The sequence below is a fragment of the Streptomyces sp. NBC_00443 genome (genome assembly GCF_036014175.1).
Taxonomy (GTDB): Bacteria; Actinomycetota; Actinomycetes; order Streptomycetales; family Streptomycetaceae; genus Streptomyces.
Map to the genome: position 1 here is coordinate 1073534 of NZ_CP107917.1, position 25469 is coordinate 1099002.

The 25469-nt window shown below is 71.0% G+C and carries 18 protein-coding genes and 2 pseudogenes; 4 read left to right on the forward strand and 16 right to left on the reverse strand.

All coding sequences use genetic code 11. From position 1 onward, the window contains the following. Window positions 1-50: 50 nt before the first annotated feature. From OHO27_RS04850 to OHO27_RS04880, 7 genes are all read right to left on the reverse strand, one after another. A complete protein-coding gene (locus OHO27_RS04850) occupies window positions 51-878 on the reverse strand; it encodes a peptidoglycan recognition protein family protein (RefSeq protein ID WP_328420620.1) in 828 nt (275 codons plus the stop codon). Between the two features lie 80 nt (window positions 879-958). Next, on the reverse strand, window positions 959-3976 hold the full coding sequence (locus OHO27_RS04855) for an alpha-mannosidase (RefSeq protein ID WP_328420621.1): 3018 nt from the start codon (window positions 3974-3976) through the stop codon (window positions 959-961). Window positions 3977-4002: 26 nt separating this feature from the next. Further along, window positions 4003-6006, reverse strand: a complete 2004-nt coding sequence (locus OHO27_RS04860) for an endo-beta-N-acetylglucosaminidase (RefSeq protein WP_328420622.1) — start codon at window positions 6004-6006, stop codon at window positions 4003-4005. Further along, complete coding sequence (locus OHO27_RS04865) at window positions 6003-7259, reverse strand: glycoside hydrolase 5 family protein (RefSeq protein WP_328420623.1); 1257 nt, start codon at window positions 7257-7259, stop codon at window positions 6003-6005. The genes OHO27_RS04860 and OHO27_RS04865 overlap by 4 nt, the downstream gene beginning before the upstream one ends. A gap of 53 nt (window positions 7260-7312) precedes the next feature. Continuing rightward, on the reverse strand, window positions 7313-8233 hold the full coding sequence (locus OHO27_RS04870; RefSeq protein ID WP_328420624.1) for a carbohydrate ABC transporter permease: 921 nt from the start codon (window positions 8231-8233) through the stop codon (window positions 7313-7315). Next, window positions 8230-9132, reverse strand: coding sequence for a carbohydrate ABC transporter permease (locus tag OHO27_RS04875; protein ID WP_328420625.1), 903 nt, complete (start codon window positions 9130-9132; stop codon window positions 8230-8232). Before OHO27_RS04875 ends, OHO27_RS04870 begins: the two co-directional genes overlap by 4 nt. A 6-nt stretch (window positions 9133-9138) precedes the next feature. Beyond that, complete coding sequence (locus tag OHO27_RS04880; protein ID WP_328420627.1) at window positions 9139-10440, reverse strand: ABC transporter substrate-binding protein; 1302 nt, start codon at window positions 10438-10440, stop codon at window positions 9139-9141. Between the two features lie 220 nt (window positions 10441-10660). Between OHO27_RS04880 and OHO27_RS04885 the strand changes: the two are divergent. Next, window positions 10661-11750, forward strand: a pseudogene (locus tag OHO27_RS04885) (LacI family DNA-binding transcriptional regulator). Here the strand turns inward: OHO27_RS04885 and OHO27_RS04890 are convergent. The 3 genes and pseudogenes from OHO27_RS04890 to OHO27_RS04900 all read right to left on the reverse strand — a co-directional run bounded on the left by OHO27_RS04890 (window position 11710) and on the right by OHO27_RS04900 (window position 16281). Then, entirely contained in the window at window positions 11710-12816 is a 1107-nt protein-coding gene (locus OHO27_RS04890) for a serine hydrolase domain-containing protein (RefSeq protein WP_328420629.1), read from the reverse strand. The pseudogene OHO27_RS04885 and the gene OHO27_RS04890 sit on opposite strands and share 41 nt — an antisense overlap. 33 nt (window positions 12817-12849) lie before the next feature. Continuing rightward, entirely contained in the window at window positions 12850-14412 is a 1563-nt protein-coding gene (locus tag OHO27_RS04895; protein ID WP_328420631.1) for an alpha-L-fucosidase, read from the reverse strand. A 37-nt stretch (window positions 14413-14449) separates the two neighbouring features. Next, window positions 14450-16281 (reverse strand): annotated as a pseudogene (locus OHO27_RS04900) (family 20 glycosylhydrolase). Window positions 16282-16530: 249 nt separating this feature from the next. Here OHO27_RS04900 and OHO27_RS04905 point away from each other — a divergent pair. Then, window positions 16531-17874, forward strand: coding sequence for an amidase (locus tag OHO27_RS04905; protein ID WP_328420633.1), 1344 nt, complete (start codon window positions 16531-16533; stop codon window positions 17872-17874). Between the two features lie 75 nt (window positions 17875-17949). On the opposite strand, the gene OHO27_RS04910 is transcribed toward OHO27_RS04905, so the two are convergent. The 4 genes from OHO27_RS04910 to OHO27_RS04925 all read right to left on the reverse strand — a co-directional run bounded on the left by OHO27_RS04910 (window position 17950) and on the right by OHO27_RS04925 (window position 20581). Beyond that, a complete protein-coding gene (locus tag OHO27_RS04910) occupies window positions 17950-19149 on the reverse strand; it encodes an SGNH/GDSL hydrolase family protein (RefSeq protein ID WP_328420635.1) in 1200 nt (399 codons plus the stop codon). A gap of 44 nt (window positions 19150-19193) precedes the next feature. After that, on the reverse strand, window positions 19194-19772 hold the full coding sequence (locus OHO27_RS04915) for a TetR/AcrR family transcriptional regulator (protein ID WP_328420637.1): 579 nt from the start codon (window positions 19770-19772) through the stop codon (window positions 19194-19196). Window positions 19773-19853: 81 nt separating this feature from the next. After that, complete coding sequence (locus tag OHO27_RS04920) at window positions 19854-20336, reverse strand: GNAT family N-acetyltransferase (RefSeq protein WP_328420639.1); 483 nt, start codon at window positions 20334-20336, stop codon at window positions 19854-19856. A gap of 71 nt (window positions 20337-20407) precedes the next feature. Continuing rightward, complete coding sequence (locus OHO27_RS04925; RefSeq protein ID WP_328420641.1) at window positions 20408-20581, reverse strand: hypothetical protein; 174 nt, start codon at window positions 20579-20581, stop codon at window positions 20408-20410. 472 nt (window positions 20582-21053) lie between these two features. Here OHO27_RS04925 and OHO27_RS04930 point away from each other — a divergent pair, with 472 nt between their 5' ends. Together OHO27_RS04930 and OHO27_RS04935 are read left to right on the forward strand one after the other, a co-directional pair. After that, window positions 21054-21503, forward strand: coding sequence for a hypothetical protein (locus OHO27_RS04930; RefSeq protein ID WP_328420643.1), 450 nt, complete (start codon window positions 21054-21056; stop codon window positions 21501-21503). 25 nt (window positions 21504-21528) lie between these two features. After that, window positions 21529-22317 carry an SDR family oxidoreductase gene (locus OHO27_RS04935; RefSeq protein WP_328420645.1) on the forward strand — a complete coding sequence of 263 codons (789 nt, stop codon included), beginning with the start codon at window positions 21529-21531 and terminating at the stop codon, window positions 22315-22317. On the opposite strand, the gene OHO27_RS04940 is transcribed toward OHO27_RS04935, so the two are convergent. Continuing rightward, window positions 22296-23813: an SDR family NAD(P)-dependent oxidoreductase gene (locus OHO27_RS04940; RefSeq protein ID WP_328420647.1), complete on the reverse strand. Its 1518-nt coding sequence runs from the start codon at window positions 23811-23813 to the stop codon at window positions 22296-22298. The genes OHO27_RS04935 and OHO27_RS04940 overlap by 22 nt on opposite strands. 124 nt (window positions 23814-23937) lie before the next feature. Next, on the reverse strand, window positions 23938-25275 hold the full coding sequence (locus OHO27_RS04945; RefSeq protein ID WP_328420649.1) for a wax ester/triacylglycerol synthase family O-acyltransferase: 1338 nt from the start codon (window positions 25273-25275) through the stop codon (window positions 23938-23940). Window positions 25276-25469 lie beyond the last annotated feature (194 nt).

The window sequence follows — 25469 nt, forward strand, 5'->3', positions numbered from 1 at the left end:
GCCCGGCCGGTTCCGGGCGGTTCGCTACGGCTTCACGTCGAAACCGCTCGCTACGGCTTCACGTCGAATCCGTGCTCCCGTCCGAGCGTCTCCAGTGACGCACGACCGGGGATGCCGTCGGCGGCATCCCCGGTGAGGCCGCAGCGGCGCTGCCAGGCCGCGTACGCCTCGACGGTCGCCGTGCCGAAGTGGCCGTCCACGAGGCTGGATTCCAACAGGCCCTCCGCGACGAGCGCCTTCTCCACGACCTTCACGCCCGAGTACGACACCGGGGTGCCGGACGCGGCCGGGTCGTGCAGGGCCGCGGCGACCACCTTCGACACGTCGATCACCGGCCTCGGCGCGGGATCGGGCGTCGAACCGTCCGGATGCGGGGCGCCCTTCTTCACCCACGCGTACAGGTGATCGCCCGGACACGCCGTGGCCAGGCCGTCCCGGTGCCCCTTGATCTCGTTGCCGGCACCGTGGCCGCGCAGCAGCTCGATGCCGTCGCGGATCGCGCCGAGCATCGCGTCCGTCGGCTCGGTGAGCCCCTCGTCGCCGACCAGGCCCATGATCGCGTAGTGGCCACGGTTGAGGTCCTGGTTGCCATTCGCTCCGGTGCGCTTGCCCAGGCCCCGGCCCTCCAGGAGGTGACCGTGCGGGCAGGCACCGTAGTTGTAGGCGATGTCCGAGTAGTTCTCCTTCTTGTTCGCCAGGTGGTCGACGCGGATCCTCTTCCACTCGGCGATGCAGAGATCGTGGTCGTCGAGGAGCTGCACGCTGACCGGTGCGCCTTCGTAGTGGACTTTCACGCCCTTGGTCGATGTCTGCGTGGGTGCGGCGGATGCGGGCCAGCCCAGCTGGGCTCGCGTGACGAGCTTCAAAAGTGCCTCCAAGGCGCACATGGGACGCCGAATCGCCTTGATTCTGAGGCCGGTTGCAGCCCGCCACGCGATGCCGCGCCGCCGTTCACCCGTCAGTGGACCGCAGTCCGCCGCAGCCGCAACGTCACCAGTTCGAAGGGCCGCAGCCGCAGGGCGACGCGACGGCCGTCGTACGACGGCGTCTGAGGCAGCGGGCGTTCCAGCAGGTCCGTCGCCGCGACGTCCGCGACGTCGAAGTCCGCCGTCAGCGTGGCCCGTACCCGGCCGCCGTGGGCCTCGTGGAGCCGCACCACCACATCTCCGCTGCCGTCGTCGGCCAGCTTGACGGCCGTGACCACGACTGCGTCCCGGTCCACCGTCACCAGCGGCGCCACGTCCCTCGCGCCGGTCACCGACCGCTCCGGCAGGTTGACCCGCCAGCCCTCGCGCACCGCGTCCCCGATGCCCGCGCCCGGCACCAGGGCGTGCCGGAAGCGGTGGACGCCCTGGTCGGTCTCGGGGTCCGGGAAGCGCGGGGCGCGCAGGAGGGACACCCGGACCGTGGTGGTCGTGCCCTGGTCGCCCTCGGTGCGGACCGTGCGGGTCACGTCGTGGCCGTAGGTCGAATCGTTGACGACGGCGACGCCCCAGCCCGGCTCCTCCAGGTGCACGAACCGGTGGTTGCAGGCCTCGAACTTGGCCGTCTCCCAGGAGGTGTTGGTGTGCGTGGGCCGGTGGAAGTGCCCGAACTGGGTCTCGGACGCGTACCTTTCGGCGTGCACGTCGAGCGGGAAGGCGAGCTTCAGGAACTTCTCCGTCTCGTGCCAGTCCACCTCGGTGTCCACCACCAGCCGCCGCTCCCCGGGCGCGAGGGAGAGCAGTTGGGTGACGCGGGAGTCACCGAAGGACCGCACGATGCGCACGCCCTCCCCCTCGGGGGCGATCTCGTCCAAGCCGGTCAGATCGGTGACGGTGTTGCGGTAGAACTCGTCGACGTCCCAGGCGTCCCACATGTTCGGGAAGTCGGGGTGGAGCTGGAGGAGGCCCGCGGCTGCGCCGGGCGCGATCGTCTCGCGGTCGGCGTCGATGTCGTACGCCGACACGACCAGGCCCCGTGCGTCGATCTCCACGCGCAGCAGGCCGTTGTCGAGGACGTATCCGCCGTCCGGGCGGGGCGCGAGCGCCGTGCGGCCCTCGGTCGCCGGGGGGCGTGCGCCGCCCGCCGGTACGCCCTCGCGCGGGTGCGGGGCGGAGTTGAAGACGAGCTCGGTCTCGCCCTCGCCCGCCAGGGCGCGCTGGGCCGACTCGATGATCGCGGTCAGCTCGCCCGCGAGGCGCTCGTACGTCGCGCGTGCCTCCCGGTGCACCCACGCGATGGACGAGCCGGGCAGGATGTCGTGGAACTGGTGCAACAGCACCGTCTTCCAGATGCGGTCCAGCTCCTCGTACGGATAGGGGAATCCGGTCCGCACGGCTGCCGTCGCGGCCCACAGTTCCGCCTCGCGCAACAGGTGTTCGCTGCGGCGGTTGCCCTGCTTGGTCCTGGCCTGGCTGGTGAGTGTGGCGCGGTGGAGTTCGAGGTAGAGCTCGCCGACCCAGACCGGTGGGTTCGCGTACTCGGCCTCGGCCTTCTCGAAGAACGCCGCCGGGGTCTCCCAGACCACGGTCGCCGAGCCTTCGAGGTCCCGCAGCCGCGCCGCCTTCGCGATCATCTCGCGGGTGGTGCCGCCGCCTCCGTCGCCCCAGCCCGTCGGGGCGAGGGAGTGCCGGGCGACGCCCTTGTCCTTGAAGTTGCGGCCCGCGTGGGCGATCTCGCTGCCCTTCATGGAGCAGTTGTAGGTGTCGACGGGCGGGAAGTGGGTGAAGATCCGGGTGCCGTCGATGCCCTCCCACTGGAAGGTGTGATGTGGGAACTTGTTGGTCTGTGACCAGGAGATCTTCTGGGTCAGCAGCCACTTGGAGCCCGCGGCCTTGATGATCTGCGGCAGTCCGGCGGCGAAGCCGAACGTGTCCGGCAGCCACGCCTCGTCGTTCTCGACTCCGAACTCGTCCAGGAAGAACCGCTTGCCGTGCACGAACTGCCGGGCCATCGCCTCCGAGCCGGGCATGTTGGTGTCCGACTCCACCCACATACCGCCGGCCGGCACGAACCGCCCGTCCGCCACCGCCTTCTTCACCCGCGCCCACACCTCGGGCCGGTGCTCCTTGACCCAAGCCCACTGCTGGGCCTGCGACATGGCGAAGACGAAGTCGGGCTCGTCCTCGATCAGCGCGGTCATGTTGGACGTCGTACGGGCCACCTTGCGCACGGTCTCGCGCAGCGGCCACAGCCATGCCGAGTCGATGTGCGCGTGCCCGACGGCGCTGATGCGGTGGGCGGACGGCACGGCGGGCGTGGCCAGGACACCGGCCAGCCGTTCCCGCGCCCGCGCCGCCGTGCCGCCCACGTCCTGGAGGTCGATCGAGTCGAGGGCCTGGTCCACCGCCCGCAGGATGTCCCAGCGGCGCGCCGACTCCACCGGCAGCTCGGCCATCAGCTCGCCGAGCACCTCGAGGTCGATGACCAGCTGCCAGACGTTCTCGTCGAGGACGGCCAGGTCCATGCGGGTGAGCGTGTACTGCGGTTCGCTGCCGGCGGTGTCCTTGTCGCCCAACTGCGTGGGCAGGAAGGGGTGGTAGTCGAGGATGACCGGGTTGGAGGCCGCCTCGATGTGCAGCCGCACCTGCTCCCCGCCCTTGACGGGCGCGCCGATGCGCACCCACTGGTTGCGCGGGTTGAGGCCCTTCACCGGGGTGCCGTCGGGCCGGTAGACGAGGCCCTCGCACTGGAAGCCGGGCATGTTCTCGTCGAACCCGAGGTCGAGCAGTGCCTCGACGGTCTTCCCGGCCCACTCTTCGGGCACGGTCCCGGTGACCCGGAACCAGCTGGTGCCCCAGGGAGCACCCCACCGCGCCCCGACCTCGATCGGCTCGGGTTCGGCCGCGAGTCCCTCGGCGACCGGCACCGGCTCGCCGGGCGCATGCCACACCGCGACGTCCAGCGGCACGGACTCGGGGTACACGGCGGGTCGGATGCGCTCGTCGAGGACGCGCTTGAGGCGGGCTTCGACCAGGCTGCGGTCATCATGCATGCGGGGTGCTCCAAGGGTGAGGGCGGTTACCAGGTGTGCGTCACGGTCACGGGGGCCGACGATGTGTAGAGCTCCCCTACGGCACGCAGGTCCAACCGTGCGGTCTGCTCCCCCTGTTCGGGTTGCAGCCCGGCGATGAAGTAGGCCGGCTGACAGGTGCCGCCGAGGAAGCGCCGGGAGCCGTCGGCCAGGACGCGGTGCAGGGTGTGGTGGCGTACGTCGCCGGAGCCGGGGTTCCAGGCGAGGCGCAGGTCTCCGCCGGACGCTGCGGTGATCCGGAAGCCGGTCGGCGCCGCCGGCGTGGTGACGGCCTCCCTCACCGCGATGCCGCCCAGCCGCCACTTCACGGCCCCGCCCGTCGCGGTGAGCCGGACGCCGATCGCGTGCGCGGTGCCGGTCAGGCCGGTGAGCCGTACGGTCGAGGTCTGCCATGTGCTGCCCGAGTTCACGGGGAAGTACGTGTACGGCGGTGTCGCGCCCGGACTGCTCGGCTCGGCCGTGGCCACGGCCAACTCGACCTTCACACTGCCCGCATCGGTCCGGTGCGTCAGCTCGACCACCGTGTCGGCCGTGATCGGCAGGCGGGTCGCGTACACGTCCACGACCGCCGGCTCGTCCAGTTCACCGTCGACGAGCACACTGCTCCCGCCACGCCACGCGTCCTCGAAGTCAAGAGTCACAGCGGGGTGCTGTCCGTCGGTGTGCACGACCCAGCGCCGGGACGGCAGCCGGTCCTGGAGGCCCAGATGGTTCCACGGCTTGTCCGACGTCACCTTCCCGTGCTCGTACCAGCGCAGCCCGTGCCCGGTGTTGAACACGCTGGCGAAGGGGACCGCCGTGACCGTGGACCGGTCGGCGACCGACACGGCCGGTGCCCGCCAGGCGTCTGTGCCGTCCGGCCGGGACGGGTCCAGTGAACGCCCGGTCCAGAACCGGTCGTCGGCGGCGTGGAACGCTTCCGGCCCCCTGCCGTCCGCGGGCAGGTGGTTGCGTGTCCACTCGGGCCGGTAGAAGCCGACCGACACCACGTGCGCCTTGTCGCGGGGCACCATCGCGTCCCAGTTCACGGACGAGTTCCAGCCGTTCGACTCGACATCGACGCCCGCCCACAACTCGTACCGGCTGCGGCCCAGTTGACCGGCGCGCTCTCCGGACGAGGTCAGCTTCGCCGCCGTCCACCGGAAGTCGACGAACATGTCGTCGGCGGCCTGGAAGAACGCCTCATTCTGGGAGTTGAGGGCGCCCTGCCAGCTCACGGACCCGTTCACGGTCATCGAGTCGTACCAGGTCACGCGCTGGCCCTTGGCCTTGGCAAGCGTCTTCAGCTCGCGCATGAAGCCCAGCATCGCCGAACCCAGCGCGGTGTTCCCGCCGCTGGTCTCGGCATTGACGAACCACCCGTCGAACCCGTACGCGTCCGCGACCGCGACCAGCCGTTCGGCCAGCGGATACCGCCCGGCCGCGTCCTTCTGCACCAGGTCACGGGTCCACTGCAGCTGCCCGCCGTAGGCGACGGGCGGCAGGAAGATGTTGCCGAGCACGGGCACCCCGTGCCGGTGGGCGGCGTCGACGATCGGCGCGTTCGGGGCGAGGATCAGCCCCTCCCCCGACGAGCCGCCCCAGAAGACCAGTTCGTCGACGTAGGCCCAGTGGGTGAGGGCGTAGTAGTCGGCGGTGGCCGCGCCCTGCGAGGGATTGCCCGCGGTGGGGCCGAAGGACACCAGGGACTGGATACGGGCCTGGCCGTCGCGGGCGGTCGGGTTCACCGGCGTCGGCGTGAAGCGCGGGGCGAGCGGGACGGTCGCCGCGTTGAAGGCGAGGTCCGGATCGTCCGCCGGGCGCCAGGACTTCAGGCTGCGCCAGGTGATGCCGGTGCCCGGGGTGCCGGAGGGCAGCGAGTCCGGGTACCAGTAGGAGGCGTACGGCTGGAGCGCGGCGGCTTTGGGCCTCGGTGCTGCCACCGCCGGTGACGAGGGGAGCATCGCGGCCGTGGCGGCGGCGATGAGGACGGTGCGTCTGGTGGGTTTCACGAGCGGGTGCCTCCTTGTGGGGTGGGGAGTACCTGATCGGGAGCGACGACCTCGGTGATGTCGCGCGCCATGAGGTGTTCCTGGTCGGCGGCACGCACGTCGAGGACGGTGGTGGGGCGGACGCCGTCGGCGACCAGCCGGAAATAGGCATCGAAGACAGTGCCGCCCGGCGCGCAGAGTGAGCGGGTGGACGGATCGGCGGGGACGATCAGCGCCGTCGTACGCGGCTCGGGCGGCCGTGGCGCCTCCTGGGCCGCCCGCTCCAGCACCCGGGCCGCGTCCTTCGGTTTCCGGTCGTTGGTCAGCAGCCCGAGCCCGTATTCGAGCCCGGGGAAGTCGGCCAGTTCTCGGGACACGTCGTGGGAGCACCACCAGGTGATGCCCCACAGGTCGGGACAGTCCAGGGCGTTCGCGACGGTCGCCTCGGTGAAGGCGGCGGCGTGCTCGGGCGGGACGAGGGGCGCGGGCGCGCCGACCTCCTGGAGCCACACGGGACGGCACGCGTCGCCGGCCCAGGCCTTGCTCAGCTCGACGAGGTACGCGGCGTGGTGCTCGGTCGGGACGGAGGTACGGCCGTGGCGCTGGGCGGTGCCGTTGAAGACCCAGGAGTGCACGGCCGTGACGGCGCCGTGCCGGGCGGCCTGAGCGGGCGTGAACGGCTGGTCGTCCTGGTACCAGGTGGCGTCGTACTCGGCGTGCAGGTGCAGCCGCCCGGGGGCGCCCTCCTCGCAGGCGGCGAGCATGCGCGTGAGCCAGCGGTCGATCTCGTCCTCGGTCGCCCGGTCGGGGTCGGGGTGCGGGCCCGCCGAGAACTGGTTGACCTCGTTGCCGAGGGTCATGCCGAGGAAGTTGGGGCGGTCGTCGAGGGCTGCGGCGAGGGTGCGCAGGTAGGCGGCCTGGCCGTCGAGGACGTCCGAGTCGGTGAAGAGGTTCCGGCGGTGCCAGGTCCGGGTCCAGGCAGGCAGGAAGTCGAAGCTGCTCAAGTGCCCTTGCAGGCCGTCCACGTTGACGTCGAGGCCGCGTTCGGCGGCGGCGTCGACGAGCTGGACCAGCTGGTCGACGGCGCGGCCACGGATCAGGGTGCGGTTCGGCTGGAAGTACGGCCACAGCGGGAACACCCGGACGTGGTCGAGACCCAGCGCGGCGATGGAGTCGAGGTCGGCGCGTACGGAGTCGAGGTCGAAGTCGAGCCAGTGGTGGAACCACCCGACGCTTGGGGTGTAGTTGACGCCGAAGCGCACGGCAGAAGGCATGCGTGTCCTTGTGACGGAGGTGCGACGGAGGTACGGGACTTCGGCCCTGACGGTCAGCCCTTGACGGCGCCCTCCCCGACACCGCGGAAGAAGTACCGCTGGAGACAGGCGAAGAGGGCGATCAGCGGCGCCACGGCGATGATCGTGCCCGCGGCGACGAGGCGTTCGTCGTTGGCGAAGGTGCCGTGCAGATAGTTGAGCCCGATGGTCAGCGTGAACTTGGACGGGTCGCTCAGCACGATGAGCGGCCACAGGAAGTCGTCCCAGGCGCCCATGAAGGCGAAGATCGCGACGACGGCAAGGGTCCCCTTCACCGACGGTACGGCGATGCGCAGGAACCGCTGCCAGACGTTGGCGCCGTCGACGTAGGCCGCTTCCTCGATCTCGTACGGCAGGTTGAGGAAGGCGTTGCGCATCAGCAGGACGTTCAGGGCGCTGATGCAGCCGGGCAGGACGACGCCGATGAGGGTGTTGTTGAGGCCGAGCTCCCGCATAGTTGTGAACTGGGCGATGATGATGCCCTCCACGGGCACGAGCATCGCGAGGATGAACGCGAGCGTGGCCGCGCGGCGGCCCCGGTAGCGCAGCCGGGCGAGGGCGTAACCGGCGAGTGCCGCGCCGACGCAGTTGGTCACGACGTTGGCGGTGGCGACCTTCAGCGAGTTGAGGGCGTAGTCCCAGACGGGGATGGTCTCGGCGACGCGCTCGTAGTTGTGCAGGGTGGGATCGCCCGGCAGGAACTTCGGCGGGGAGCTGAAGATGTCCTCGGTGGGGCCCTTGAGCGAGGTCGACAGCTGCCAGAGGAACGGGCCGACGGTGAGGGCGAGCACGCCGAGCAGCAGCAGGTAGCGCAGGGCGAGCTCCCATACGCGGACGCGGCGGCCGTGCTCGTCGGTGACGCGGGGTTCGCGAGCGCCGGCCGACGGCTTGACCTTCGCCTTCGCCGCGGGCCGTACCTTCTCCAGGACGCTCATGATTCGTCCCTCCGGTCCGCGCGCAGCACAAGGAGCATCAGGGCGACGGTGACGACGAAGACGACGACCGAGATGGCGGAGGCGTAGCCGACGCGGCCGGTCAGGCCGGTGCCGGTGCGCTGGACGAGCATCACGAGGGTGGTGTCCTCGCCCGCCGGGCCACCGCTCGGGCCGGCCATCAGGTACACCTCGGAGAACACCTTGAACGCGGCGACCGACGACAGGGCCCCGACCAGAACCATGGTGGAGCGGACGGCGGGCACGGTGACCGTGAGGAAGCGGCGGACCGCTCCGGCACCGTCCACGGCCGCCGCCTCGTGCAGTTCGCGGGGCACGTTCGCGAGCGCGGCCAGATAAATGATCATGTAGTAGCCGAGGCCCTTCCAGACCGTCACGGCCATCGCGCTCAGCAGGAGCAGCCACTGGTCGCTGAGGAAGCCGACCCGGCCGACGCCGATCGTCTCCAGGAGCGAGTTCACCAGCCCCCGCTCGTCGAGCAGCCACACCCAGATCAGTCCGACTACGACGATCGAGGCGACGACCGGCGTGTAGAAGGCGGACCGGAAGAAGGTGATGCCGGGGATGTTCTTCTGCACGAGCAGCGCGAGCAGCAGCGGCAGGACGACGAGGGCGGGGACGACGCCGACCACGTAGAGCGTGCTGTTGCGCAGGCCGATCCAGAACATGTCGTCGCCGAGCAGCTCGCGGAAGTTGGCGAGGCCCACGAACTCGCCCGGGATCAGCGTGCGGCGGTCGGTGAAGGCGTTGACCAGCGTGGAGACGAACGGGTACAGGATGAAGGCGCCGATGACCAGCAGGCCCGGGGCGGCGAACAGCCAGGGGCTGATGGGCAGTTGGCGCCGCACCCGGGAGACACGGGGGACAGCCGAGCTCGCCATGACGGCTCAGCCCTGCTGCTGAAGGAGCCGGTTACAGGCCTCGACAGCGTTGTCAAGAGCTTCCTTGGGGCTCTCCTTGCCCTGCAGGGCCTTGGCGACCTCGTTGCGCAGCTCGGTCTTCATCTGCTCGCTGAACAGCACGGGCGTGTAGTTGACCGCGTTCTTCAGCGACTTGGCGGCGGCGACCCGCACACGCGTCTCGTCGGTGCCGTCCTCCTTGGTGAAGTACGGGTCGTCGAGGGAGCCTGCGGTGCTGGGGAAGATCGCGACCTGCTTGGCGAACGACATCTGGTGCGCGGCGTCGGTGACGTAGTGGGCGAAGGCGACCGCGGCGGGCGCACGCTTCGTCTGCGCGTTGACCATCACGCCCATCACGTACATGTTCACGTGGCCGGTGCTGGTGATCTGGTCCGTGATGCCGATGTTCTTGTACAGGTTCGGCGCCTGCTTCTTGAAGTTGCCGAGGTCCAGGGCGCTGCCGGGGTTCATGGCGACGGCTCCGGTGAGGAACTTCTTGCCGGACGACTCGGGGGTGGCGGTCAGCGCCTGCGGGTCGAGGGCCTTGGCGTCGTACAACTCCTTGTACTTGGTGAGGAGTTCGACTCCCTTGGCGTCGTTGAACGTGAAGGCGGTGCCCTCCTTGTTCATGAGCTCGACGCCGTAGCGGCCGAAGTCCTCGACGGTGGGCACGTTCGCGAGGGTGGCGACCTTGCCGTCGGTCTCGTCCGCCATCTTCAGGGCGGCGTCGAAGACCTCGTCGTACGTCTTCGGCGGCTGCTCGGCGTCGAGTCCGGCCTCCTTGAAGAGGGACTTGTTGTAGAAGAGCGGGCCGGTGTTGAGGTACCAGGGGAAGGCGTACGTGCCGGTCGTGCCCGGTATCTGATGGCTGGCCCAGGCCCCCTCCAGATACTCCTTCTTGTACTGGGAGGCCGCCTTGTCGAGGTCGAGTGCGAGGCCCGCCTTGGCGAGCGGGGCGACCAGGTCCGGCGAGACGTTGACGACGTCCGGGAGCGTGCCGCCGGCGGCGTCCGCGCTGATCTTGTCGGCGTAGCCCTCGGCGGGCTGGTCGATCCACTTCACGTCGGTGCCGGGGTACTTCTTCTCGAAGTCGGCGATCAGGCCCTCGAAGTAGGGCTTGAAGTTGGCGCGGAGGTTCCAGGTCTGGAAGGTGATGTCGCCCTCGACCTTGCCGGAGGCGTCGGCTGCGCCGCTGTCGCCCCCTGACGAGCCGCAGGCACTGAGCGGCAGGACGACACAGGCGGCGAAAACGGCGGCGAGGGCTCTGCGGGGACTACGGGAAACGGGCACCGTGAACCGTCCTCCTTTGCGGGCGGGTTAGTCGACGAGGCAGACCCTGCACGCCGCTCCACGGGCCCGTCAATGGCTCTTGCGGAGCTAATTTCATTAGTGACTAATGCGCATTAGGATCACCGAGCTGAACCGTATTAGGCCACGGACCTGAACCGCATTAGTGCATACTGCTCCGGGAATGAGCCGTGGGAATGTGTCGGCGGAATGGGGAATCGCCATGTCAGGCAAGCGGTCACCGGCCCGTCGGCCGACGATGAAGGACATAGCGCGGCACGCGGGGGTCTCGCAGAGCGCGGTCTCCTTCGCGCTGAACGGCAGGCCCGGAGTCTCGGAGGAGACCCGCGACCGGGTCCGGCAGGTCGCCGAGGAGCTGGGCTGGCGGCCCAGTACGGCAGCCAGGGCGCTGTCCGGGGAGGGCGCGGCGACGGTCGGCTTCGTGCTGGCGCGTCCGGCCGACACGTTGGGAGTGGACTCGTTCTTCCTCCAACTCGTCTCGGGCATCCAGGAGGTGCTGGCGGAGCGGCATCTCGGGCTGCTGTTCCAGGTGGTGGAGGACGTCGCCGACGAGTGCGCGGTGTACCGCCGCTGGTGGGCCGAGCACCGGGTGGACGGCGTCCTCGTCGTCGACCCGCGCACCGACGATCCCCGCCCCGACCTCCTCGACGAACTCGGCCTGCCCGCCGTGGTGATCGGCGGCGCCCCCGACGACCGTCACCCGGGCCTGTCGACCGTCTGGGCCGACGACGCGGGCGCGATGGCCTCGGTCGTGGACGGCCTGTACGCCCTCGGTCACCGGCGGATCGTGCACATCGCCGGCCTGCCGGGCCTCGCCCACACCGAGCGCCGCATCCGCACCCTGCGCGCCGAGGCCGGGCGGCGTGGTCTGACCGAGGTGAAGTCGGTGACCACCGACTACTCCGACGCCGAGGGCGCGGCGGTCACCCGCCGGGTGCTGGAGGACCCGGCTCCCCGACCGCGCTGATCTACGACAACGACGTGATGGCGGTGGCGGGCGCCGCCGCGGCCGCCGAACTCGGCTTCGCAGTGCCCGCGGACGTCTCGGTGGTGTCCTGGGAGGACTCGGCGCTGTGCCGCATCGTCAAGCCGTGGCTGTCCGCGCTCTCCCGGGACAGCGTGGAGTTCGGCCGCACGGCGGCGCGTGAACTCACCGCTCTGCTGGACGGGGGTCGGCACGAGCGGTGCGGGTGCCGGTGCCGCGGTTGGTGGAGCGGGGGAGTACGGGGGTGGTGCGCGGGCGTGACCGCCCTAGCCGCCCAGCCCCTGCAGCCCCTCATAGGCAGCCGTGACGATCTCCAGCCCCCGTGTGTCCTCCGTCGGCTCGCGCATCTGCTGCGTCACGTACGCCACCACCATCCGGCTGTCGGGCTCGATCATCACCAGGGAACCGCCCCAGCCGCCCCAGCCGAATGCGCTGCCGAACAGGCCGTAGCCCAGGCCCCACCGCATCGGCATGCCGAGGACGCGGTCGTCGCCGGCGAACTGTTCCTCCCGCGCGCGGTCGCTGCCGGTCCGGGACAGCAGCCGTACCCCGTTCGCCTCTCCCCCGCATGCCAGCAGCGACTGGACCAACGCGACCGAACGGGCGTTGCCGAAGCCGCTGGCCGCGGGGATCTGGGCGCGGCGCCAGGCCAGACTGTTGCCGTCGCGGACGCGGACGCCGTTGCCCGCCTCGGAGCCCGAGGGGTTGGCGGGGGCACTGGCCGCGTAGTCCTCGCCCTGCCCCGTCGGCGGGATCGTGCGCGCGACCCGATGGTCGTGCTCGGCGGCAAGTCCGATGTGGAAGTCCGCGCCCAGCGGCCCGGTGACCTCCTCGGCGAGGAACTCGCCCACGCTGCGGCCGGTGATCCGCCGCACGACCTCGCCGACGAGGAATCCCTGGGTGAGCGAGTGATACCCGGCCGCCGTGCCCGGCTCCCATCGCGGGGCCCGCGCGGCGAGCCGTGCCGTGGCGGCGGGCCAGTCGTAGAGCTCCTCGACCGGCCCGTCCCAGTCGGGCAGACCGGCGGTGTGCGAGAGCAGGTGCCGTACCAGCACCTTCTCCTTGCCCGCCGCCGCGAACTGGGGCCAGTAGCGGGAGACCGGTGCGTCCGGGTCGAGTTCGCCGCGGTCGGCCAGGACGAGGGCGCACAGGGCCGTCATCGTCTTGGTCACCGACCAGACGTTGACGATCGTGTCGCGCTCCCACGGGACGGTCCGCTCGGCGTCCGCGAAGCCGCCCCAGACGTCCACGACCGGCTCACCGTCCACGAAGACCGCGACGGAGCCGCCCGCGTCCCCCGCGTCCAGCGTCGCGGCCAGCGCGTTCGGCACGGCGGTGAACAGGTCGTCGTACGTGCCCTGAATGTCGGCCATGTACTCCATCCAGCCCGTACGGCCCCGCCCCGGTCAACCGAATTTCTTCACCCGCGACCGGTACAGCCCGAACTCCACGATCCGCACCGCGGCCCGCGAGCCGGTCACCCGGACCCGCCACCGCCGCGCCCGCACCGGAGCCGCCAGCAGCAGGATCCGGCTCGCGCCGATCGCCCCGGCCCGGGTCACCTCCGTCCAGGCACCGTCCCGCTGCGCCTCGACGACGAAGCTCTCCACCTGCTGCCCGTGCCGGATGTCCTCGGCCAGTCGGATCCGGTCCACTTCCCGCTCGCGGCCGAGGTCGACGGTGACCCGCCCCGGAGACGCGGTGGTACGGCCGTCGCGCGCCAGGTCGTCCGGCAGCTCACGGTCCACGCGTTCGCGGAACTCCCGTAGCCGTGCCACGTCAGCGGCAGGCAGAAGGCCTTCTGTGTCCGGCGGGATGTTGAGCAGGAGCACCGAGTTGCGGCCCACGGACCGGAAGTAGATGTCCGTCAACTGCTCGACACCCTTGGGCTGTTGGTCGGCGTGGTAGAACCAGCCGTCCCGGATGGAGACGTCACACTCGGCCGGCCACCACTGGAGGTGGTCGGCGACGGGCCGGGCCTGGAGCAGTGCCGCACGGCTGCCCATGTCGGGGGCGTCGTACGCGAGGGCGTAGTCCGTCCGGCCGTAGTCCTTCTCCTGCACCGGTACGACGCTCCACTCGTCCTCCCGGGCCAGCCCGCCCTCGTTGCCGACCCACCGCACGTCCGGGCCGGACACGGCGACGGCGGCGTCGGGCGCGAGCGAGCGGACGAGGCCGTACCAGCTGTCCCAGTCGTACTTCTCCACCTTGTCCGGCGGGATGCGGCCCTGCGCCCCGTCGAACCAGACCTCGTCGATGGGGCCGTACTCGGTGAGGACCTCGTAGAGCTGGTTGAGCATGTGGGCGCCGTAGTCGGTGGCGGGGAGGGTGTACGTGCGTGACGCCGCCGGGGTGCGGTCGTCGGCCTCGACGGCGGTCGGGATGCTGTGGTCGGTACGCGCGCTGCCGTTGGCGTACACGCCGTGGAGGTACTGGTTCTCGTCCGCCGGTGAGATGTAGACGCCGACCTTGATGCCGTACCGGCGCATGGAGTCGGCGAAGGAACGCAGCACGTCACCCCGGCCCTCACGCCAACTGCTCGACGCCACCGAGTGGCCGGTGTAGCGGGACGGGTAGAGCACGAAGCCGTCGTGGTGCTTGACGGTGAGGATGGCGAGCCGGAAGCCGCCGTCGCGCAGGGCGCGGGCCCACTGGTCGGTGTCGAGGCCGGCCGGCTGGAACACGTCCGGGTCCTCGTCGCCGGTGCCCCACTCCAGACCGGTGAAGGTGTTCACTCCGAAGTGCAGGAACGCGGTGCGCTCCAGCCGCTGCCAGGCGATCTGCCGTGCCGTGGGACGGACTTGGGAAGCCTTGCGGACCAGGTCGGCCTCGGTGTCGTCGGGGCTGACGGGTATGCGGTAGCGGGCGTCGGTTGCAGCGGCGGCGGGTGCCGCGAGGGCGGGTCTTGTCGCGCCGGTCGCGGCGAGCACCGCGGCTGTCGCGACGAAGACGCGTCGGGAAACGGCCATGGGACGGCTCCTCGGGTCGGGTCCTCAGGTCGGGTCCTCAGGTCAGGTGCCAGACGGCGGGCGTGCCCTGGTCCGGCGGGTACTGCGCGAGCCGACTGTCCCCCGCCACACTCAGCACCATCCGCGTGATGGCGCTGACGAGCCGGTAGCCACCCGCTACGGGTTCCAACTGCCAGCGCTGGAGGGTGCTTTGCGCATCGCAGACTTGGGGCGCCGCCTCCAGTCCGGGCTGCAGCGGCACGTTGAGCGTGAGTTTCCCGCCGCGCACCTCCAGGCAGCCCTTCGCGGTCCGCAGGGTCACGTAGCCGTCGGTGGTGCGCTTCACCTCGGCGGCGAAGGACCGACCGGGCGTCCGGAAGGTGTACGACCCGTCCGCGACCGGCACCCGCGTCAGGTCCCGCCACCCCGGCGCGTGCCCGATGGCCGTGCCGCGCGCGGTGAACCCGGCGTAGGTGACGTCGGGATGCGGTTCGCCCCACGTTGCCTGGGCGATGTGCCGCAGCGCGGGCCACAGGGCGGCGGCGACCTCGTTCTCGGTCTCGCCGCGGCCGTTGTCGGGCCACAGGCTGATCTTCGCGCCGGTGATCCCGTCGCTGGAGGCCAGCTTCTCCCCTCGAAGCTGCGCGGGTCCCAGCTCTGGTCGTACAGCCCCTCGGTGTCGCTGTGGAAGCCGCCGCGGACCAGGTAGAGGGCGTACGCCGCGTTCATCAACGGATAGCCCTGATCGAGGAGTCGGCTCGGCTTCACCGCCACGTTCAGCCAGTGCTCGACCGTCGTGCCGGCGGTCACCGGGACGGTGTTGGCGCCGGTGAGCCCGTCGTTCCAGATGCGCAGCTTCCTGCCCTTGTCCGCCGCGTAGGTGTGGACACGGTTGACGAAGTCGATGAACGCGTCCTGGGGTGTGGCGTCCGGGCCGTACTTGTCCTGCGCGTACTTCAGGATCTGGGGGTACTTGGCGAAGTCGGAGCCGAGCATGTACTCGTCGGCCCCCATGTGCCAGGAAGTCGCGGGGAAGACCTCGGCGTACTCGTCGATCAGGCTGGTGTAGTAGGCGAAGGCCTCCGGCCGGGTGATGTCGAGACGCGAGGGCTGCTTGTTGCCGTCGGAGTCGGTGAGCTGGAGATCCGGGCGGTTCTCGATCCACGGGTCCATGTGCCCCGGGGAGTTGATCTCGGGGATGATCTCGACGTGGTACCGCTTGCCGAGAGCGACCAGGCGGCGTATCTCGTCCTTGGTGTAGTAGCCCCAGGTGTTGGCCTCGGGGTGCGCCTCGCTCTTCACCTTCAGTTCGAGGAGCAGCTGGTTGAGCTTGTGGTACGCCATCTCGCGGACCAGGTTCTCCAGCCAGGGCATCGAGATGTTGATATAGCAGGCACAGACGCCGACGCCCCGCTCCTTGTAGCGCGGTACGTCGACCGTGCGGCCGCCCGGGATCCGGTCGCCCTGGGCGAGGAGCTGGAGGACGGTGCGGGTGCCGTAGAAGGCGCCGGTCTCGGTCGCCGCAGTGACGGAGAGCCGCTTGTCCGCGCGGAGTTGATAGCCCTCCGTGCCGAGGGAGGTCCGGGCGGGCGCGACGTCGATAACGATGTCACCGGGCCGGGCGCCGCCGTGCACCACGGGAACCCTGCCGTGGCCGGCGTCGTCGAGGTCGTCGGCCAGGGTGCCGGCGACCCGCCGTTCGCCCGCGCTGTCGGCCACCAGGCGGGGGGAGCGCCCGTACAGGTAACTGCCGGATGCCGGCGTCCAGTCGGCCAGGGCCGGCACCGTGACCGGCGTCCCCCGGTCGTCCTCCGCGAGCGCCGGCGCCGGGGCCGCGAGCAACAGCATCAGCGCCGCGAGGACACTGAACGATCGCCAGCGTCTCCTCATGAGGCACCCCCATTCATCGGATGTCTGATGATTGGGCGGGCCCCAGAGGCTGTCAATGGGATGTGACTGGCGCCGGATTGGCTGATTGATCGGATGATGCGCAGGTCAGCGGCGTGGCCTCGAGGAGGGGTGCTGTGAAAAGTCCAAGAAGACCGTCCCGAATATCCAAGCCCGGCGACCTCTCGACGCCGGGCCTGCCGCCGGGCAGAGTTCTCCTACATACTCGCGAGTAAGCCCCGAGGAGCGCCCGTGACCAACTGGGTCGGCCGGACCGCCGCCGAGATCGCCGCCGCCGTACGCGAGAAGCAGGCCACGCCCCGTGAGGTGGTGGCCGAGCATCTGGCCCGTATCGAGCGGCTGGACGGCCGCGTCGGCGCCTTCCGGGTGGTCCGGGCCCAGGCGGCGCTCGCCGAGGCCGACGAGGTGGGCTCGCGCGCCGACCTCGCCGAACTGCCCCTGGCGGGCGTGCCGGTGGCCGTCAAGGACAACCTCGCGGTGCGCGGCGAGTCCAAGCGCATCGGCTCCGCGGCGACGCCGGACACCCCGGCCGACGACGACCACGTCACCGTGGCCCGGCTGCGGGCCGCCGGCGCGGTGGTCGTGGGGCTGACGAACGTGCCGGAGCTGTGTGTCTTCGGCACCACGGAGGGCGTGCACGGCACCGCCCGCAACCCGTGGGACACCTCGCGCACGGCGGGCGGGTCGTCCGGCGGCAGCGCGGCCGCGGTCGCCGCGGGCATGGTGCCGATCGCCCTCGGCAACGACGGGATGGGCTCCCTGCGCATACCGGCGGCCAACTGCGGCCTGGTCACCATCAAGCCCGGCACCGGAGTGGTACCGGCCGGCGTCAGCGACGGCGACTGGTTCGGCATGTCGGAGAACGGCCCGCTGGCCACGACGGTCGAGGACGCGCGCCTGATGCTGACGGTCCTCGCGGACACCGAGGTCGCGGGCCCGGCGGCGCCCGGCACGCACAGGATCGCCGTGTCCCTGCGCAGCCCGCTCGCCGGGGTCACCATCGGCAAGCCGTACGCGACCGCCGCCCGCGAGGCCGCCGGGCTGCTGATCAAGGCGGGTCACCAGGTACGACGCGCCGACCCGCCGTACCCCCTGTCGCTCGGAGTCACTTCCCTGACCCACTGGACGGCGGGAACGGCGGTGGACGCGCAGGGTCTCGACCCACGGCAGCTCACCCGCCGGACCCGGGTCCACGCCGCTGTCGGCAAGCGCTTCGTGGACCGGGTGCGGGCCGGCGAGAGCCGGGAGCAGCTGCGCCGCCGGCTGGAGCCGTTCTTCGCCGAGTACGACGTGCTGCTCACCCCGGCCCTCGCCCGCCGCTCCCCCAAGTCCGAGCCCTGGCACGAGCGGGGCTGGCTGCGCAACATCATGGCCAACACCAACTACTCGCCGCTGACCCCTCCGTGGAACCTCACCGGCTGGCCCGCGATGGCGATCCCGTTCGGCACCCTGCCCTCCGGCGCCCCCTGTGCCATACAGCTGGTCGGGCGTCCCGGAGCGGAGGCGGAGCTGCTGGCGCTGGCGGAGCGGATCCAGGAGCTGCGCCCTTGGCAACGGACGGCGCCGCTCGACTAGGTCGTGTATCGAGTAGATCGTGTATCGAATGGATCGTGTATCGAGCAGGTCGTGCATCGAGGGAGGGTCGGACGGCTATTCGGCGCCACCCTGTGAGGCCGCCGCCGCGAAGGGCCCGTCGCCGGTGAATGCCCGCTGCGCGAAGCGCTCGCCGATGCGGCGGTGGGTGGTGGCGTCGGGGTGGAGGTCGTCAGGCAGGGGCAGCTCGGCGGCGTCGGCCTCGCCGTAGAGGTCGCGGCCGTCGAGGTGGTGCAGGTTCGGATCGTCGGCCGCTCGCTGCTTCACGATGCGGGACAGCTCGTCGCGGATCACGCCCAGCGTCAGCTTGCCGCTCGCGCGTTCCGCCGGGTCGCCCATCGCCACGAACTTCAGTTGGCCTCGGCTGAGACCGCTGAAGTCGGGGGCGCAGGGGCCCGGCGTGTCCTCGTGGATCGGGCACAGGATCGGCGACACGACCAGCAGCGGTGTCGTCGGGTGCCCTTCACGGATGGTGTCGAGGAAGCCGTGGACCGCGGGGCCGAAGGCGCGCAGCCGCATCAGGTCCATGTTGACCAGGTTGATACCGATCTTCAGGCTGATCAGGTCGGCCGGGGTGTCCCGCATGGCGCGGGCGGTGAACGGGTCGAGCAGGGCGCTGCCGGCCAGGCCCAGGTTGATCAGCTCCACGCCGCCGAGGGTGGCGGCGAGCACGGGCCAGATACCGGTGGGGCTCGCCGCGTCGGAGCCGTGGCTGATCGAACTGCCGTGGTGCAGCCAGACCTTGCGGCCCGGGTCGCGCGCGGGCTCGACGGGGGCGTCGGTGCGCAGGGCGATCAGTTCGGTGGTCTCGTTGTGCGGAAGCCAGATCTCGACGTCCTTGTCGCCGTCGGACAGCCCGGCGAAGCGGACGGTGCCGGCCGGGCCCGGCCGGGCCTCAGTGGTCCCGGCCATCATGTCGACGGTCACGACGTTGCCCCCGGTCACGCTGCCCTGCCCGGCGGGGCGGCCGTCGACGATCAGGTCGTACACGCCGTCCGGGCGGGGCGGGGCGCCCACGTAGCTGCGCTTGGTGCGCAGCGCGTCCAGTTCGACGGCGGTGGCACGGGTGCGGAAGACCAGCCGGACGCCGGAGGGCTGTGACTCTGCCATGGCCAGCTGCTCGTCGGTGTTCTGGGCGCGCGCCCACGCGGGCAGCCGGTGCGGCAGCACGCCGTGCTCGGTGTGCTCGACGTCGAGGGCGCCGCGCAGGAGATCGGCGGTGACGGGCGTGGTGATCCGGTCGTGCGGGGTGTCCATGTCCTCAGCGTCCTTGTTCCGGGCCTGTGTCCTCGGCCTGTCGATCAGGGGGTGGGCCCGGTGGGCCAGTTGCGCAGCAGGGCGTCGAGGGCGTCGAGGATCCGGGTCCAGGTCTCCTCGGAGTCAGGAGCGCTGTGGCTGAAGCCGCCCGCCGCCTCCAGGCTGGAGTAGCCGTGGAAGACGCTGCCCAGCAGCCGTACGGCGTGTGTCGCGTCGGGTTCCGTCAGGTCGTAGCCGCGCAGGATCGCCCGGGTCATCTGTGCGTGCCGGACGCCCGCGCCGGCGGCGGCCGTCTCGGGGTCGAGCCGCATCCGGGCGGCGGCGGAGCGGCCGGGGTGCTCGCGCTCGTAGTCGCGGTAGACGTTCGCGAAGGCGACCAGGGCGTCCTTGCCGGCCCGCCCCGCGATGGCGTCGGCGGCCCGGTCCGCCAGTTCCTCCAGCGCGAACAGGGCGATCCGCGTCCTGAGGTCCTGTGAGTTCCTCACATGCGAGTACAGGCTCGCGACCTTGACGTCGAACCGCCGGGCCAGCTCCGACGCGGTGACCTGCTCGAAGCCGGCCTCGTCGGCGAGCTCCGCACCTGCCCGGACCAGACGTTCCGTGGTCAGCCCCACGCGTGCCATAACCATCCCCTCGCTTGCCATAAGCGAGTATGCACGCGCCTAAAGCTTTTAGGCAAACAGGGACAATGCTCTACCCTCTGGCTAAAGCGCCTTGTACATGATGTGCAGCCCGACCCGGCCATGCCGGGGATGGTCGAACGCGTCCGGGACCGTTCCGAGAATCGTGAAGCCGAGAGAGGTCCACAGGCGTACGGCCGGGTTGGTCTCGACGACCGCGTTGAAGACCATGCCCCGGTACCCGTCGGCCTTGGCCGCGGCCAGGATGTGCTCGGCGAGCAGGCGGCCGATGCCACGGCCGCCCTGATCGGGGTCGACCATGAAGCCGGCGTTGGCGATACGGGCGGCAGGGCCACCATAGTTGGGGGTGACGTAGGCGGAGGCGACGACCGCTCCGGCGTCGTCCTCGACGACGTAGACGCGTTTGGCCGGGTTCATCCACAGGGCCCGGGCGTCCTCCTCGGAAGTCTCCGGATCCCACGCATAGGTCTCACCGGCAGCCACGATCCGGTGCCAGAAAGACCAAATCCGCGGCCAGTCGTCGGCCGCGGCTTCTCTGATCAGCATGGGCGCGAGTCTCGCACGCCCATGCAGTCGGCGATCGCGAAGGGTTCTGCCCCTTCAGTCGACGTCGGACGTCAGTCGACGCTGGGCAGGATGTGGGGCTCCGCGAGGTCGTCCTCGTAGCCCGCCAGGCGGATGGGGGCGGACCTGGCCCACACATCGAGACTGCCGATCTCGTTCGACCGGCGGCCCGCGCGCTCCGTGCGTTCCTTGGGGCGCTGCTCGCGATTCGTCTTCTCAGGTGTCACCGCGCACTCCTTATGTGTCGGATCACCCTCGGGGCGGGCCGGCCCAGTCTGCGGTCCGGTACCTGACGCCCGCTCGGGTCATACTCAAAGTCGGCTCGGCAGCGGTGGCGCCGGTAACTGGTGCTGAGAGCAGGCCGTTGTGCACCGGCTTGTCCCGGGACGGACCATGGGTGTGGGTTGGGACCCTGTAGTGCTGTCCGTCCGCTACAGATTAACCAAATGAGCGGGTACCCGCTCGATGGGGCTGCAAACAAGCTGTAACTATCCGGAGTCGACCGGTTTTCGCCTGCCGACTTAATCATGAGTTGATGAGAAATGCCCGGTTTACAAGTCACTCGTTCGGCTCAGCACCACCGCGCTGCCCGGCCCCGCCCCGAGCACGCCACGCAGTTCAAGTCCCGTTGGCCGAATCGCAAGGCGGCCATGATCTGCTGACGTACGGCAACGGCTTGTCCGGCGGGAGGACTGACGCATGGAGCTGCGCAGTGTCGAAGAGCTGATGGATCTGCTGTACGCCTGCCGGGGCACCCGGGACACCCCGGGCCTCGGGAGCATCCGAGTCGATCTCCACCAACACGCGCTGCAGACAGCCGCACTGCTGCGCCGCGCACGCCCCGCCGACAAGGAACTCCAGGTCGCGGGGCTCGTTCATGCCATCGGCCCGCTGCTGGGCCCTGCCGACGTGACCCGCCACTTCGACTGCGCCGCCGACGCGGTGCGGCCTCTCCTCGGCGAACGGGTCTCCCGCCTGGTCCGCAACCAGTGCCGGGCCTTCGACTCCACCGACGACGACCTGGTGCGCCTGCGCCAGGCCGACGAGGAGGGCCGCAGCGCCGAGTTCGATGCCGGGGTCCTGGAGGACTGGCGCACGGTGCTGGAACTGGTGGCGGCGCGGCACTCGCCGCTCGGAGCTGTTGACTGACGCCCCGTCATGAGACCGTACGGCGATGACGTCGTCGCAGGGTCTCGAGGGCAGGGCCGCCATGGTCACCGGCGGCACGCGGGGCATCGGACTGGCCGTCGCCCGGCAACTGGCCGCGGCCGGAGCGCGGGTCTGCGTGACCGCGCGGGACCCGGACGAGGTGCGCAGGACGGCTGCCGAGCTGGGCGGCATCGGGCTGGCCGGGAGCGTGGCTGACCCCGCGCACCTGCGGGAGGTCACGCGGGCCACTCTGCGCGAGTTCGGCCGGCTGGACATCCTCGTCAACAACGCGGCGACCAACCAGCCGTACGGGCCGCTCATGGACGCCGACCCGGACGCCTGGCGCGAGGCCTTCACGGTGAACGTCGAGGCCGCGCTCCGGTTGGTGCAGTGCGCGTGGCGGGCCTGGATGCGGGAGCACGGCGGGTCGGTGATCAACATCTGCACGGAGGGCGCCGGGCACGTGGGACCCGGCGTCGGGGCCTACGGCACCAGCAAGGCGGCGCTCCTGCACCTCACCCAGCAGCTCGCGGGCGAGCTGGGCCCGAGGGTGCGGGTGAACTCCGTCTCCCCCGGCCTCGTACGGACCGAGATGGCGCGGTTCGTGTGGGAACCAGGAGAGCAGGAGATCGCAAGCGGGCTGCCCCTGGGCCGCATCGGAGAGCCTGACGACGTCGCACGGGCGGTGCTGTGGCTGGCGTCGGACGCGGCACAGTGGATAACGGGAGCCGACCTACTGGTGGACGGCGGCACGCAGGTACGAGCAGCACGCCGGCCGGCCCCCGTGGCCGCTCACCACTTGCCGGGCGCGTAGTCCTTCAGGAAGACCCCGTACACGTCCTCGCCCGCCTCACCCCGCACGACCGGGTCGTAGACCTGGGCCGCGCCGTCGACCAGGTCGAGCGGTGCGTGGAAGCCCTCCTCGGCGAGGCGGAGCTTGTCGAAGTGCGGGCGCTCGTCGGTGATCCACCCGGTGTCGACCGAGGTCATGAGGATGCCGTCGCTCTGGAACATCTCCTGCGCGCTGGTCCGCGTGACCATGTTCATGGCGGCCTTGGCGGCGTTCGTGTTCGGGTGCCCCGCACCCTTGTAGCCGCGCCCGAAGACACCCTCCATCGCGGAGACGTTCACGACGTAGGCGCGGCCGCTCGTCGCCTTCTTCGCCGCGTCCGCCATGGCCGGCCGGAGCTTGCTGATCAGGATGAACGGCGCCGTGTAGTTGCACAGCTGGGTCTCGAGGAGCTCCACCGGGGAGATCTGCTCGATGGTCTGCACCCAGGTGTTGCTGTCCACGACGTCGGGGACCAGGCCGCCCGCGTCGATGGCGGTGCCGTCGAGGTGCCGGGCGACGCTGGCGTTGCCCGCGACCAGGGCGAGGTCGGCGACCTGCTGCGCGTCCATGCCGGAGATTCCGGCGGGCAGGGAGGCCAGTCCGTCGACCGCGCCGGACCCGAAGGCGCCGATGACGTGGTGGGCGGGCAGTTCCCCGGCGGGCAGCGGGGCGCTTTCGCCGTCGACGAGCGCGGCGTAGGCGGAGGGCAGTCGGCGTACGGTCTGCGTCGCGTTGTTGACGAGGATGTCGAGCGGGCCCGCCTCGGCGACCTGGTCGGCGAGGGCGACGGCCTGGGCCGGGTCGCGCAGGTCGATGCCGACGACCTCCAGACGGTGCATCCACTCCGCGGAGTCGTCCATGGCCTTGAAGCGGCGGATGGCGTCCTTGGGGAAGCGCGTGGTGATCGTCGTGTGGGCACCGTCCCTCAGCAGCCTGAGCGCGATGTACATGCCGATCTTGGCGCGGCCGCCGGTGAGCAGGGCGCGCTTGCCGGTGAGGTCGGCGCGGACGTCGCGCTTGGTGCGGTTCAGGGCGGCGCAGTCCGGACAGAGCTGGTGGTAGAAGTAGTCGACTTCCACGTACCGGGCCTTGCAGGTGTAGCAGGAGCGCGGGCGCTGGAGTATCCCCGCGATCCGGCCCTCCTGTGTCGCCGACGACGGCAGCAGGCCCTCGGTCTCGTCGTCGATCCGCTGGGCGGAGCCGGTCGCCGTGGCCTCCGTGACCGCCGTGTCGTGGGCGGTCTTGGCGGCCCGGCGCTCCTGGCGGCGGCGCTGCTTGACGGTGCGGTAGACGCCGGCGGTGGCCCGGCGCACGGCGATCGCGTCGGGGTGGTCGACCTCCAGCCCGTCGAGCTCGTCCAGCACGCTCAGGCACACGGCGAGCCGCTCCGGGTCGATGCCGGGGCCGTACACGACCTGGTCACCGGGCTCGTGCACGACCTCGTCCGTAGTCGCCGGGCCTTCCTCTGTCACCGTCATCGCGCTGCCGTTTCCCTGATCACCCGAGCGGCGCGCCGACCGCGCCCGCTTTCGAACGGGGAAGTCTACGGAGCGCCGGGCCGGTCCTCCAAAATCCGGCGAAGCGGGCCCGCGGATGCCGGGCTCAGGGAGCGCAGGCGGTGATCAGCGACTGCACCTCCTCGGACACGGCCCTGGCGAGCACGTCGAGGTCCGGTACGGCCTCGGCGTCGGCGACGAGGCCGTAGTGGACGCGTCCGCGGTACGTCGAGATCGCGATCGCCAGGGACTGGCCGCGGGCCAGCGGGGCGAGGGGATAGACCTCGGTGACGGGGTGACCGCCGAGCTTGAGGGCGATCCCGGGCAGCGGCACGCTGGTGACGAGGATGTCGAACCAGAGCCGGGCGGCCTGGCCGGCCAGCGGTCCGCCGAGCCGGTGGCCGAGTGCCGGTACGTGGTCGGCGAGCAGGGCGACGGCGCCCGCGCCCCGGTTGGGGCCGAGGTCCTTGTTGCGGTCCATGGCGGCGCGGACCGTGCCGAGGCGGCGCAGCGGGTCGGGGTCGTCGACGGGGAGCCGTATCAAGTAGCCGGAGAGCCGGTTGCCCTGAGGGTGCGCGGTGCGCGGGCGGCGCCTGGAGACGGGGATCAGGGCGCGGGGCGCGACGCCCTCGCTGCCGTCGCCGCGTTCGTCGAGCCAGCGGCGCAGGGCGCCTGCGACGACGGCGATCAGGACGTCGTTGACGGTGCCGCCGACGGCCTTGCGGACCACGTGCACGTCGTCGATGTCGACGACGACCCCGGCGGTGCGGCGGGTGCCGCTCGGCTCGGCGGTCAGGGCGCCCGATGAGCGCATCGCCAGCGTCGACACGGCGACGGAGGCACCGATGTCGAGGGCGCGCCCCACGTCGGACAGGGCGCCGCGCACCAGCCCCGGCAGCTTGCGCACATCCGGAACGCGGCCGCTGCGGGGCGCCTCGGGTCGCGGCTTGCGTGCGGGCATGTCCATGGGGTCCAGAATGGCGGCGGCGAGGGTCAGCGCCCGCAGTCCGTCGGCGAGGGCGTGGTGGAACTTGAACAGCACCGCGAACGACACGCCGTCCTCGCCGGGCAGCACGTGCGCCTCCCACGGGGGCCGCTCGCGCTCCAGCGGGCGCTCCATCAGCCGGCCCGCGACCGCCTGGAAGTCGCCGGTGGGGGCGTGCAGCCGGACGTGGTCGAGCGGGTCGAAGTCGGGGGCTTGCTCGCGGGTGGCGCCTCCGAAGGAGAACGGCCGCAGCAGGCCCTGCGGCTGCCATGCGTCGCGGATCCGCATCCGCAGTCCGGGCACGGCGGCGGCGCGGGCGGCGAGCAGGTCGGCCGCGTGGGCGCCGGCGGTGGGCGAGTGCGCCGTGAAGACGCCGAGGGCGCCCAGGTGCATGGGGTGTTCGGCGGACTCGATGTTCCAGAACGCCAGGTCGAGAGGTGCGAGCAGGTCAGAAGTCAATGGCTTGCCTCGCGTCGACGAAGGGGTGGACCAGCAGTCAATCGCCCTCTGGCGATTACAGTCAAGTACGATCAAGCTACGCTCAGTTAACGGCAGATTAAGTCCCGCCCCTCGCGAAAGGGGCGGGACTCATGGTGCATATGAGGTCACTTCAGCACAGGTAGCGCCACCGGGCATCCTGTCGGTGTCACCCG